Raw genomic sequence first — 12,892 nt, 5'->3', positions numbered from 1 at the left:
AAAAATTGTGCCATTATGGCCGGCGGTGGGCGTGCCTATGGTCGATGCTTGCATCTGACTCTCCGTGGGTTCGAGTGAGGAAACCCAAACCTATCGGAAAGGCCACGCTCACCGCCCCATGAAATCTACAAAATGCCGCCAACAGCAGGGACAAAGCGGCCATCCGCACCACCCCGACTTTAGCAATCGCACCTCAAATATGCCCATGCCATGATGCATCCTGACTCCCGAATCAGGCAGCCCATGCGCGTCTTCAGCGTTCCCATCTCGGTTCCATTCCTGCGCACGGTCGCGGCCAGCCTGCTCGACGGCCGGCTGGTCGCGGGCTTCGAGGCGCGGACGGAGCCGGCGCGGCTGGCGGACGCCACGCTCTACCTGCCGACCCGGCGCGCGATGCGCGTGGTGCGCGAGATCTTTCTCGACGAGATGAAGGCGGACGCGGCCGTGCTGCCGCGCATCGTCGCGCTCGGCGACATCGACGAGGACGAACTCGCTTTCGCCGGCGAGACCGAGGAGTTTTCCGGCGCCGCCTCGCTCGAGACTCCGCCGAAGCTCGGCGAGCTGGAACGTCGGCTCACGCTGGCGCGCCTCGTCGCCGCCTGGGCGAAGGGCGAGGTGCTGGCCCCGCTCGTCGTCGGCGGCCCCGCCTCGACGCTGGCGCTCGCCTCCGACCTGGCGCGGCTGATCGACGACATGGTCACGCGCGGCGTCGACTGGCGTGCGCTCGACACGCTGGTGCCTGACCAGCTCGACCAGTACTGGCAGCACTCGCTGCAGTTCCTGCGCATCGCGCGGGAAGCCTGGCCCAAACATCTCGCCGAGATCAACAGGATCGAGCCGGCGGCGCGGCGCGACCTCCTGATCGCGGCGGAAGCGAGACGCCTGACCGCGAAGGCCGACGGCCCCGTGATCGCCGCAGGTTCGACCGGCTCGATGCCGGCCACCGCAAGGTTTCTCCAGGCGGTCGCGGCGCTGCCGCATGGCGCCGTGGTGCTGCCCGGGCTCGACACCGATCTCGACGAGGACGCCTGGCGCATCATCGGCGGCGTCAGGGATGCGCAGGGCAAATACGCGACGCATCCCGCCTCCAACCATCCGCAATATGCGATGCATGGCCTGCTGCAGCGCCTCGGCCTCAAGCGCAGCGACGTCGAGGTCCTCGGGGTCCCCTCGCCTGCCGGCCGCGACCTCCTGGCCTCCGAGGCGATGCGGCCGTCGAGCGAGACCGAACGATGGCAGGAACGGCTGAGCCAGGTGGATGTCGCGGCGCAAATCGCCCGCGGCATGACGAACCTCGCCGTCGTCGAAGCGCCCAATCCCGAGATGGAGGCGCTGGCGATCGCGATCGCGATGCGCGAGGCGCGCCATCTCGGCAGATCGGCGGCGCTGGTGACGCCCGACCGCACGCTGGCGCGGCGGGTGATGGCGGCGCTGACGCGCTGGAATTTGGCTTACGACGATTCCGGCGGCGACGTGCTGATGGAGGCGCCGGCCGGCATCTTCGCCCGCCTCGCGGCCGAAGCCGCGACCAGGGGACTGGAGCCGCCGACGCTGCTCGCGCTGCTCAAGCACCCGCTGTGCCGGCTCGGCGGCCCCGCAAGCGCGTGGACGCACGCCATCGAGGATCTCGAGCTTGCGCTGCTGCGTGGAACACGGCCGCCCGCAGGCACCACAGGGCTGCTGCGCGACTTCACCCGCTTCCGCAACGAGCTTGCCAAGCTGCAGCGGCGTGAGGTCTCCGCGCTGCACGCTTCCGAGCCGCGCACGCGACTGAAGCCGGGCGCGCTGGAACGTGTTCACGCGCTGATCCTGGCGTTGCAGCAGGCGCTGGCGCCGGTCGAAAACCTCGCATCGTCACGGCCCCATGATTTCGCGGAGATCGCGCACCGGCATCGCGAGACGCTGATCGCGCTGTCGGCCGACGAGCAGGGCATCCCGCTTGCCTTCGAGGAACGCGAGGGCCTGCAGCTCGCCGCCGCCTTCGATGACCTCTTGCGCGGCGAGACCAGGAGCGGATTGATGGTGCCGCTGCCGGACTATCCGGACGTGTTCCAGACCGCGTTCGGCGATCGCGCGGTGCGGCGGCCGGACAGGCCGGGCGCGCGGCTGCAGATCTACGGCCCGCTGGAATCACGATTGATGCAGGCCGACCGCATCATCGTCGGCGGCTTGATCGAGGGCGTGTGGCCGCCGGCGCCGCGCATCGACCCCTGGCTCAGCCGACCGATGCGGCACGAGCTCGGGCTCGACCTGCCGGAACGGCGCATCGGCCTCTCCGCGCACGACTTTGCGCAATTGCTCGGCGCCGACGAGGTGATCCTGACCCATTCGGCCAAGGCCGGCGGCGCGCCGGCGGTGGCCTCGCGCTTCCTGCACCGGCTGGAGGCGGTGGCGGGCGATACGCGTTGGAAGGCCGCCAAGCGCGCCGGCGAAAAATACATTGCGTGGGCGCACGAGCTCGACCGGCCCGACAAGGTCGAACCGATCAAGCAGCCGGAGCCGCGGCCGCCGCGCGCAACGCGGCCGCTCAAACTCTCGGTCACCGCGATCGAGGACTGGCTGCGCGATCCCTACACGATCTACGCCAGGCACATCCTGCGGCTGGACGCGCTCGATCCCGTCGACATGCCGTTGTCGGCGGCCGACCGCGGCTCCGCGATCCATGACGCCATCGGCGAGTTCACACAAAGTTTCGCAGACCGCCTGCCCGACGATCCCGCGCGTGCGCTGCGCGACATCGGCGAAAAGCATTTTTCGCCGCTGATGGAGCGGCCCGAGGCGCGCGCGCTGTGGTGGCCGCGCTTCCAGCGCATCGCGCGCTGGTTTGCCGAATGGGAGCTGGCGCGGCGCGGCGAGATCGAGACCGTTGCGGCCGAAGCCCGAGGCGAGATCGAGATCGCGCTCGACAAGGAGCGCATCTTCCATCTGTCGGCGCGCGCGGACCGCATCGAGCGGCGCCAGGGCGGCAGCTACGCCATCCTCGACTACAAGACCGGCCAGCCGCCGACCGGCAAGCAGGTGCGAATGGGCCTGTCGCCGCAACTCACGCTGGAAGCCGCGATCCTGCGCGCCGGCGGCTTCCCCGGGATCGACGCCGGCGCGTCGGTGAGCCAGCTCGTCTATGTCCGTCTCAGCGGCAACAATCCGCCGGGCGAGGAGCGTATCCTCGAGCTCAAGATCAAGCCGGGCGACACGGCGCAGCCGCCGGACACGGCGGCCGACGAGGCACGGCGCAAGCTGGAGGCGCTGATCCGGGCCTTCGACGACGAGACCCAGGCCTACACGTCGCTGAACCTGCCGATGTGGGCGAACCGCTACGGCGCCTATGACGACCTCGCGCGCATCAAGGAATGGTCCGCCGCCGGCGGCCCGGGGATCGAGGAATGGTGAAGGCGCCGCGCCCCATCCCCGACGCGCTCCGCGCGGCGCAGGCCCGCGCCTCGGATCCCGCCGCGTCGGCCTTCGTCTCAGCCAATGCCGGCTCGGGCAAGACCCATGTGCTGGTGCAGCGGGTGATCCGCCTATTGCTGTCGGGCGTGCCGCCGGAAAAGATCCTCTGCATCACCTTCACCAAGGCCGCCGCCGCCAACATGGCCGAGCGGGTGTTCACCACACTCGGCCACTGGGTGACGCTCGACGACGCCGCGCTGGACGATGCGATCCGCGCGGCCGGCATTTCCCATCCCAACGCAAAGCTGCGGCGCGAGGCGCGAAAGCTGTTCGCCTGCGCGCTGGAGACGCCGGGCGGGCTGAAGGTGCAGACCATCCACGCGCTGTGCACGCGCCTCTTGCAGCAGTTTCCGTTCGAGGCCAACGTGCCGGCACGCTTTGCCGTGATCGACGAGCGCGACCAGACCGACATGATGGAGCGCGCGAACCTCAAGGTGCTGCTGGAGGCTGCACGCAATCCCGACAGCCCGACCGGCCGTGCGCTTCTGACCGCGATGGCGAACGCGGCCGACGTCACCTTCAAGGACGTGGTGCGAGAAGCCTGCCTCAGCCGCGACCACTTCATGGCCTGGACCGATGCGGCCGGCAGCGTCGAGGCTGCGGCTGCGCAGATGGCGGAAGTGCTCGGCGTCGATCCTGCCGACCGGCTGGAGGATATCGAGAGCGAGATCGTCGACGGGCCGTTTTTGCCGCGCGCGCGCTGGCTGGAGATCGCCGCCGCTCTCGACACCAGCTCCAGCGCCGATCGAAAGCAGGCCGACCGGTTGCGCGACGCGGCGGCGCGCTCCGCGCCGGAGCAGATCGAGATCTACCTCTGCGTCTTTCTGACAGAGGCGGAACAGAAACCCCGCGCGACCGTCATTACCAACAACTTCGCGACCAACAATCCTGCGATTGCCCGCCTGTTCGAGGCGGAGGCACAGCGGCTCACCGGGCTGATCGAGCGGCGGCGTGCGGCCACCGTGCGCGACCGCACTGCGGCGCTCTTGCATATCGCGACCGCCGCGGCGGCGAACTACCGGCGCGAGAAGCAGGAGCGCGGGCTGCTCGACTATGACGATCTCATCGACAAGACGCTTGTAATGCTCGACCGCGTCACCTCGGGCTGGGTGCATTACAAGCTCGACCGCGGCGTCGATCACGTGCTGATCGACGAGGCGCAGGATACCAGCCCCCGGCAATGGGACATCGTCGCCCATATCATCTCCGAATTCACCGCCGGCGCGGGCGCGCGCGACGGGCTCACCCGCACCATCTTCGCGGTCGGCGACGAAAAGCAGTCGATCTTCTCGTTCCAGGGCGCAGCGCCGCACGAATTCGACGAACGCCGTCATGAGCTGCGGCGCAAGTTCGAGGCCGCCGGACTGAAGTTCGATCCCGTCTCCTTCACGTACTCGTTCCGCTCGGGCGCGACGATCCTGCAGACGGTCGACCAGGTCTTCCGTGACGAGAGCATCTATCGCAGCATCCACGCGGAAAAGACCTATCCCCTGCACCATGCGCTCGCCGACGCCGGCCCGAGCCTGATCGAGCTGTGGGACCTCGCGGTCGCCGACGACCGGCAGGATCTCGAGGGCTGGCGCGCGCCGTTCGACGGCATCGCGGTCACGAGCCCCGAGGTCAAGCTCGCCCGCCGCATCCAGGCCGAGATCAGGCGGCTGGTGGAGAGCGGCACGCTGACGGGGCACACGGGCGAGCGACGGCCGCTGTGCTATGGCGACATGCTGGTGCTGGTGCGCCGGCGCGGCAACGCGTTCGACGCGGTGATCCAGGCGCTGAAGCACGCCGGCATTCCGGTCGCCGGCGCCGACCGGCTCAAGCTCACCGAGCACATCGCAATCATCGACCTGATGAATCTCGCTGATGCGCTGTTGCTGCCGCAGGACGATCTCGCGCTGGCAGTGGCGCTGAAGAGCCCGCTGTTCGGCCTCGACGACGACGATCTCTTCACCCTCGCCCGCGACCGCAAGGGCTCGCTGCGCCGCGCGCTCGGCGAGCATGCGGGGGAAAGCGAGAAGTTCTCGGTCGCGCTGCGCCGGCTGGAAGCCTGCGAGGCGCGCGCCCGCGCTGAGACGCCGTTCGCGTTCTATGCCTGGCTGCTCGGCGGCGACGGCGGCCGCGCGCGCATTCTGCGCCGGCTCGGCCACGAGGCCAACGACGCGCTGGACGAGTTCTTGGAGCTCGCGCTCGGCCATGAGCGCAAGGCGCCGGCCTCGCTGCAGGGCTTTCTGGCCTGGCTGCGCGCGGCCGACACCGAGGTGAAGCGCGACATGGAAATCTCGCGCGACGAGGTGCGGGTGATGACCGTACATGGCGCCAAGGGCCTGGAGGCCCCGGTCGTGTTCATGGTCGACACCACGTCCTCGCCCTCCGACACGCAGCGGCTGCGGCTGATCCAGGTGCCGCGCGGCAATGGCGGCGAAGTCGTGGTGTGGGCCGGCCGCAAGGCGGACGATCCCGGAGTAGTCACCACCGCGCGCGAGGCGATGCTTGGGGATACCGAGGACGAATATCGTCGCCTGCTCTACGTCGCGATGACGCGCGCGGCCGACCGGCTGATCGTCGGCGGCTGCATGCCCGGCAACATGAAGTCGGTGCGCAAGCTCTGCTGGTACGATCTGATCGACAAGGGGCTCGCCGGTTCGGGCCTGGAGAAGCAGGTGATCGAAACGCCGCACGGCAAGGTGACGCGCTTCTCGCAGGCTGCGGACGTCGCGGCGCTCGGCGCCCCGGCGACCGCGGTCGCCGAAGGGATCGCACTGCCGGACTGGCTGCGCACGCCGGCGCCGCGCGAGGCGGCCGAGGACGATTGGGTGCGCCCGTCGGGGCAAGCCGCCGCCGGAGAGGGACGTGTCGTACGAACAGGCAAATCCGTGCAGTCCCGCGCGCTGGCGCTCGAGCGCGGCACGCTGGTGCACCGGCTGCTGCAATCGCTGCCCGAGCTGGCGCTCGACCGGCGGCGCGAGGCGGCGCTGGCCTTCCTCGCGCGCAACGCGACCGACTGGGCGGAGGCCGAGCGTACGACCCTCGCCGAAAAGGTGCTCGCGCTGATCGCCGATCCGCGCTTTGCGGCGGTGTTTGCCGCCGGCAGCCGGGCCGAGGTCGCAATCGTCGGGCGGCTGGAGCGGCCAGGCCGGCCGCCGGCGCTGGTCTCCGGCCAGATCGACCGGCTGGCCGTCACGCCGGACGAGGTCTTGATCGTCGATTTCAAGACCAACCGGGCCCTGCCCGGGGCGGCCGCCGAGGCGCCCGCGGCCTATGTCCGGCAGCTCGCGCTGTACCGGGCGGTGCTTGCCAGGCTTTATCCCCAGCACGCCATCCGCGCCGCCCTGCTCTGGACCGAAACCGCTGAATTTGCGGAGATTTCCGTCTCCGCGCTGGACGCGGCGCTGGCATCCGTTCAGCTCGGCGTGAGCGAACTTGACCCGGCAAGGAGCCGTTCATAGGTTGACCGGATGATCCCAGGGCGCGATTCCCGTCGCGCCCTTTCCTTCAACCGAACGAGGTATTCCCATGGCCGTTGGCAAGGTCTCTGACGCCGATTTCGAAGCCCAGGTGCTCAAGGCCGACGGCCCGGTGGTCGTCGATTTCTGGGCCGAGTGGTGCGGCCCCTGCCGGATGATCGCCCCCGCGCTCGACGAGATCGCCGGCGCGATGGGCGACAAGGTCAAGATCGTCAAGCTCAACGTCGACGAGAGCCCGAAGACCGCCTCGAAGTATGGCGTGATGTCGATCCCGACCCTGATGATCTTCAAGGGCGGCGAGATGGCCTCCCGCCAGGTTGGCGCGGCGCCAAAGGCGAAGCTGCAGCAGTGGATCTCGGCGGCGGTCTGATCCGCACCACAGGATAGTTTCGAGAACGGCCGGCGTCACGCCGGCCGTTTTTTATGGCACACGTAATCCTCACTCATGCGCCGGAATCCTCACTCGTGCCCCGGACGCAGCGCAGCATGCAATGATGCGCTGCTGAGCCGGGGCCCACACTGCTTCATCGCGACTGTGGATTCTGGGTCCCGGATCGGCGCTCCGCTTCGCTGCGCTTGTCCGGAACACGAGAGTCTTATGCAGGCGGCGTGCCGTTGATGGCGAGCACATGGCCGGCCAGATACAGCGAGCCCGTGATCAGGATGCGCGGCGGCACCTCGTAGGCGAGCCGCGACAGCGCGCGCAGGGCGGCCTCGATCCCCGGCATGATCTCGACGCGCATGCCGAGGCCGCGCGCGGCGTCCGCGAGGCGGTCGACCGGCATCGCGTTCTCGGTGCCGGGAATCGGCACCGCGACGATGTGGCGGGTAAGACCGGCGAAATTGGCGAGGAAGCCCTGCGCGTCCTTGTTTCCCATCATGCCCGCGATCACGACCAGCGGGCGCGACACCCGCTCTTCGAGATCGCCGAGCGCCGCGGCGGCGACGCGGCCGCCCTCGGCATTGTGGCCGCCGTCGAGCCAAATCTCGCAGGCACTCGGCGCCCAGTCGAACAGCGCGCCCGAAGTGATGCGCTGCATCCGCGCCGGCCACTCGGCATTGACGATACCGGACTCGAACGCCGCATGGGGCACCCTGAAGGCCCGTGTCGCGCGCAGGGTCGCGATCGCAAGGCCGGCATTGTCGAACTGGTGGCGACCGAACAGGCGCGGTGCGGCGAGGTCCATCAATCCGCGATCGTCCTGGTAAACGAGCCGCCCGCGTTCGACATTGACGTGCCAGCTTTCGCCCACGGCAAACAGCGGCGCGCGCATGCGCCTGGCCTGCGCCTCGATTACGGCCATCGCCTCCGGCGTCTGCTCGGCCGAGATCACGGGCACGCCGCGCTTGATGATCGCGGCTTTTTCGCCGGCGATCGCGCTCATGGTGTCGCCGAGGAAGTCGGTGTGATCCATGGAGATCGGCGTGATGACGCAGGCCGCGGGCTGTTCGATCACATTGGTGGAATCGAGCCGCCCGCCGAGACCGACTTCGAGCAGCAGCGCGTCGGCGGGATTTTGCGCGAACAGATGGAAGGCGGCGGCGGTCTTCAGCTCGAAGACGGTGGCGGCCTCGCCGGCATTGATGCGCTCGACCAGTTCCAGCGCGGCGCGCAGTTCGTCGTCGCCGACCAGCAGACCGCCGCCGGCCCGGCCCAGCCGAAAACACTCGTTGGTCCGCACCAGATAGGGCGAGGTATAGGCGTGGACGCGAAGGCCGGCCGCTTCAAGCGTCGCGCGGAGATAGGCGAGCGTCGATCCCTTGCCGTTGGTGCCCGCGATATGGATCACCGGCGGCACCTTGCGCTCGGGATGGTCGAGCCGCGCGAGCAGGCGCTGCATCCGCTCCAGCCCGAGATCGATCCGCTTGGGATGCAGCGCGGACAACCGCCCGATCACGTCACCGAGCGCGGAATTCGGGCTGTCGGCGGCCGCGTTCACGCGTGCGGCGCGGCCGGCGCCACCTCGGGGGCCGATACGATCTGTGCAGCGGTCGTGACCGGCTGCGCCGGCTTCGATGCGCCGTCCAGCGCGGGCGACTTCGTCAAGAGGCGGCAGAGCCGCGCCAGCGTCGGACGCAAATCGTGGCGATGCACGACCATGTCGACCATGCCGTGCTCCTTGAGATACTCGGCGCGCTGGAAGCCCTCGGGGAGCTTCTCGCGGATGGTCTGTTCGATCACGCGCGCGCCGGCAAAGCCGATCAGCGCACCGGGCTCGGCGATCTGCACGTCGCCCAGCATCGCGTAGGACGCGGTGACGCCGCCGGTGGTCGGGTTGGTCAGCACCACGATATAGGGCTGCTTGGCCTCGCGCAGCATCTGCACTGCGACGGTGGTGCGCGGCATCTGCATCAGCGACAGGATGCCCTCCTGCATGCGCGCGCCGCCCGAGGCCGCAAACACGATGAAAGGCACCTTCTTCTCGACCGCAAGCTCGAGCCCGCGCACGATGGCTTCGCCGGCGGCCATGCCGAGCGAGCCGCCCATGAAATCGAAATCCTGCACGGCGATGACCACGGCCGCGCCTTCGAGCTTGCCGTAGCCGACCTTGATGGCGTCGTTCAGATTGGTGCGCGCACGGGCATCCTTGATGCGATCGACGTATTTCTTCTCGTCGCGAAATTTGAGCGGATCGGCCGCGACTTCCGGCAGCGCGACGTCGAACCAGGTCTCATTGTCGAAGATCGACTTCAGCCGCGCCACCGCGCCCATCCGCATGTGGTAGTTCGAGCCGGGGATGACGAACTGGTTGGCCTCGACGTCCTTGTAGAACACGAGCTGTCCGGAATCCGGACACTTGATCCACAAATTCTCCGGCGTCTCCCGCCGCAGCATGTTGCGGATCTTCGGCCGGACCACATTGGTGAGCCAGTTCATGGTTTGCTCCGGTTAGCGGCCCCGCTTTCGGGGGGCGCCCGGTGGATATATGGCGGCCGGGGCTCTCCCCGGCAAGCTGCCGTTTGTCGTGCGTCAAGGCCGGAATTGTGGCCTATTCCGCCGCCTGTTGCGCGCCGCGCACGCCCTGGGCCAGGGACGCCGCAAGCTCGGCGACCGCGTTGACGGTCTTGGCCGTCGCCCGGCCTTCCGAATCGAGACTGCCGCGCAAGGCATCCACCAGCGCGGTGCCGACCACCGCGCCGTTGGCATGCGAAGCGATGGCCCGCGCCGCCTCCGGCGTGCGAATGCCGAATCCGACGCAGACCGGCAGGTTGGTGTGGCGCTTGATCCGGGCGACCGCCGCGCTGACGTCGGCGGAATCCGCGGCCGCCGCGCCCGTGATGCCCGTGATCGAGACGTAGTAGACGAAGCCCGAGGTGTTGGCGAGCACGGCCGGCAGGCGCTTGTCGTCGGTGGTCGGCGTCGCCAGGCGTATGAAGTTGAGGCCCGCCTTCAGCGCAGGCACGCACAGCTCGGTATCTTCCTCCGGCGGCAGGTCGACGATGATGAGGCCGTCGACGCCGGCGGTCTTCGCATCGGCAAGGAACCTGTCGACGCCGTAGATGTAGATCGGGTTGTAGTAGCCCATCAGCACGATCGGCGTGGCGTTGTCGTCCTTGCGGAAGCCGCGCACCAGCTCCAGCGTCTTCTTCAGCGTCATGCCGGCCTTCAGCGCGCGCAGGCCCGCGGCCTGGATCGACGGACCGTCGGCCATCGGATCGGTGAAGGGCATGCCGATCTCGATCACGTCGGCGCCCGCCTTCGGCAGCGCCTTGACAATTTCGAGCGAGGTCGCGGGATCGGGATCGCCCGCCATCAGGAAGGTGACGAAGGCCGAGCGGCCCTGCTTCTTCAGTTGGGCGAAACGTGTGTCGATACGCGTTGTCATGGCTGGACGGTCGCTGTGCTATACCTCTCCCCTCCGGGGAGAGGTCGGCTGCGAAGCAGCCGGGTGAGGGGGATGGAGAGGTTCAAGGCAAGAGCACGAAAGCTCCGCGCATCGCAGACAAGCGCCGAAGCAAAGCTTTGGCAGGCGCTGCGCAACAGGCAGCTCGCGCGCTGGAAATTCCGCCGCCAGCATCCGATCGACCGGTTCGTCGTCGACTTCGTCACGCTCGACGGAAAGCTGATTGTCGAAGTCGATGGCGTGACACACTCCAGCCCGTCGGAAATTGAGCGGGACAAGGCTCGTACCGAGATCCTCGAGGCCTGCGGCTTTCTCGTGCTTCGCGTCTCGAACACCGACGTGTACGAAAATCTCGAGGGAGTCCTCGAGCTGATCGAGACATCCTTGCGGTTCGAGTGAGAGGATAGACCCCTCACCCGGCTGCTGCGCAGCCGACCTCTCCCCGACGGGGAGAGGTGAGGAAAGTGCGACGCGCGCCTCACTTCTTCTTGCCCTTCAGGATGTCGCCGACCTGGGGGACGTCCTTGTCGCCGCGGCCGGAGAGGTTGACGACCATCAGGTGGTCCTTCGGCCGCCTGGGCGCGAGCTCCATCACCTTGGCGATGGCGTGCGCGGGCTCGAGCGCCGGGATGATGCCTTCGAGCCGCGACAGCAGCTGGAACGCCGCGAGCGCCTCGTCGTCGGTCGCCGACAGATAGTTCACCCGGCCGATCTCGTGCAGCCAGGAATGCTCGGGGCCGATGCCGGGATAATCGAGACCGGCCGAGATCGAATGCGCGTCCTGGATCTGGCCGTCGTCGTTCATCAGGAGATAGGTGCGGTTGCCGTGCAGGACGCCGGGACGGCCGCCGGCGATCGAGGCCGCGTGCAGCTGCGTGAGCCCATGGCCCGCCGCCTCGACGCCAATAATCTCGACCGAGGGATCGTCGAGGAAGGGATGGAACAGGCCCATGGCGTTGGAGCCGCCGCCGATGCAGGCAACCAGCGAATCCGGCAGCCGGCCCTCCGCCTCCTGCATCTGCGCCTTCGTCTCGTTGCCGATCACGGACTGGAAGTCGCGCACCAGCATCGGATAGGGATGAGGGCCAGCGACCGTGCCGATGCAGTAGAAGGTATCGTGCACGTTGGTGACCCAGTCGCGCAGCGCCTCGTTCATCGCGTCCTTCAGCGTGCGCGTTCCGGACTGCACCGGAAACACTTTTGCGCCGAGCATCTCCATGCGGATGACGTTGGGCTGCTGCCGCTCGACGTCGACGGCGCCCATATAGACCACGCAGTCGAGGCCGAAGCGCGCGCACAAGGTCGCGGTGGCAACGCCGTGCTGGCCGGCGCCGGTTTCGGCAATGATGCGCTTCTTGCCCATGCGGCGCGCCAGCATGATCTGGCCGAGCACGTTGTTGACCTTGTGGGAGCCGGTATGATTGAGCTCCTCGCGCTTGAAATAGATCTTTGCGCCGCCGAGATGTCCGGTCAGGCGCTCGGCGAAATAGAGCGGCGAAGGCCGGCCGACATAGTGCTTGAGATAGCCGTTCATCTCGGCCTGGAACGCCGGATCGGCCTTGGCCTCGGCATAGGCCTTCTCCAGGTCGAGGATCAGCGGCATCAGCGTTTCCGCGACGAACCGTCCGCCGAAGATACCGAAATGGCCGCGCTCGTCGGGGCCGCTACGGTAGGAATTTGGTTTGGCGATGTTCATCTGACGCTCAACTCTTGACTGGCGCGGCACGCGCGAATGAAGGCTTCGATCATCCCGGGGTCCTTGACGCCGGGGGCGCTTTCGACGCCCGAGGACACGTCGACGCCGCCGGCGCGGGTGAGGCGCAGCGCTTCCGCGACGTTGCCGGCATGCAGGCCGCCGGAGACCATGTAGGGCAGCGCCAGATCGAGCTTTTCGAGCAGGCGCCAGTCGAACGGCGCCCCGAGCCCGCCGGGCCGGGTCGCCTCCTTTGGCGGGCGCGCGTCGAACAGGATGCGGTCGGCGACTGCGGCATAGCCGGGCAGCACGGCGAGATCGGCCTTGGTCTCGACCGGCACCGCCTTCATCACGGGGCGCCCGAACCTCTGCCTGACGTCACGCAGCCGCGCGACGCTTTCCTTGCCGTGGAGTTGCAGGATATCGGGCGCCAGCGCATC

The 12,892-nt window shown here is 68.3% G+C and carries 9 protein-coding genes; 4 read left to right on the top strand and 5 right to left on the bottom strand.

Annotated features, from left to right (window positions below):
* Nucleotides 1-243 precede the first annotated feature (243 nt).
* The 3 genes from addB (at nt 244) to trxA (ending at nt 7,284) form a co-directional block, all read left to right on the top strand.
* Nucleotides 244-3,390 carry a double-strand break repair protein AddB gene (gene addB / locus KGM94_RS17490; protein ID WP_300261902.1) on the top strand — a complete coding sequence of 1,049 codons (3,147 nt, stop codon included), beginning with the start codon at nt 244-246 and terminating at the stop codon, nt 3,388-3,390.
* On the top strand, nt 3,384-6,896 hold the full coding sequence (gene addA / locus KGM94_RS17485; RefSeq protein ID WP_300261899.1) for a double-strand break repair helicase AddA: 3,513 nt from the start codon (nt 3,384-3,386) through the stop codon (nt 6,894-6,896). The genes addB and addA overlap by 7 nt, the downstream gene beginning before the upstream one ends.
* 67 nt (nt 6,897-6,963) lie before the next feature.
* Nucleotides 6,964-7,284 carry a thioredoxin gene (gene trxA, locus KGM94_RS17480; RefSeq protein ID WP_300261894.1) on the top strand — a complete coding sequence of 107 codons (321 nt, stop codon included), beginning with the start codon at nt 6,964-6,966 and terminating at the stop codon, nt 7,282-7,284.
* Nucleotides 7,285-7,510: 226 nt separating this feature from the next.
* Here the strand turns inward: trxA and KGM94_RS17475 are convergent, their stop codons facing one another.
* The 3 genes from KGM94_RS17475 to trpA form a co-directional block, all read right to left on the bottom strand.
* A complete protein-coding gene (locus KGM94_RS17475) occupies nt 7,511-8,854 on the bottom strand; it encodes a folylpolyglutamate synthase/dihydrofolate synthase family protein (protein ID WP_300261891.1) in 1,344 nt (447 codons plus the stop codon).
* Complete coding sequence (gene accD / locus KGM94_RS17470; protein WP_300261889.1) at nt 8,851-9,792, bottom strand: acetyl-CoA carboxylase, carboxyltransferase subunit beta; 942 nt, start codon at nt 9,790-9,792, stop codon at nt 8,851-8,853. The genes KGM94_RS17475 and accD overlap by 4 nt, the downstream gene beginning before the upstream one ends.
* Nucleotides 9,793-9,904: 112 nt before the next feature.
* The gene (gene trpA / locus KGM94_RS17465; RefSeq protein WP_300261886.1) at nt 9,905-10,741 is read right to left on the bottom strand and encodes a tryptophan synthase subunit alpha; all 837 of its coding nucleotides are present in this window, start codon (nt 10,739-10,741) and stop codon (nt 9,905-9,907) included.
* A gap of 72 nt (nt 10,742-10,813) precedes the next feature.
* On the opposite strand from trpA, the gene KGM94_RS17460 reads away from it, so the two are divergent.
* Nucleotides 10,814-11,158 carry a DUF559 domain-containing protein gene (locus tag KGM94_RS17460; RefSeq protein ID WP_300261884.1) on the top strand — a complete coding sequence of 115 codons (345 nt, stop codon included), beginning with the start codon at nt 10,814-10,816 and terminating at the stop codon, nt 11,156-11,158.
* Between the two features lie 79 nt (nt 11,159-11,237).
* On the opposite strand, the gene trpB is transcribed toward KGM94_RS17460, so the two are convergent.
* The gene (trpB, locus tag KGM94_RS17455) at nt 11,238-12,455 is read right to left on the bottom strand and encodes a tryptophan synthase subunit beta (RefSeq protein WP_300261882.1); all 1,218 of its coding nucleotides are present in this window, start codon (nt 12,453-12,455) and stop codon (nt 11,238-11,240) included.
* Nucleotides 12,452-12,892: phosphoribosylanthranilate isomerase (locus KGM94_RS17450; protein WP_300261879.1), on the bottom strand; the 441-nt coding region annotated here is incomplete at its 5' end. The genes trpB and KGM94_RS17450, both read right to left, overlap by 4 nt.

Source organism: Bradyrhizobium sp. (genome assembly GCF_028868675.1).
Classification (GTDB): domain Bacteria; phylum Pseudomonadota; class Alphaproteobacteria; order Rhizobiales; family Xanthobacteraceae; genus Bradyrhizobium.
This window is presented reverse-complemented; position numbering and strand designations above follow the sequence as displayed.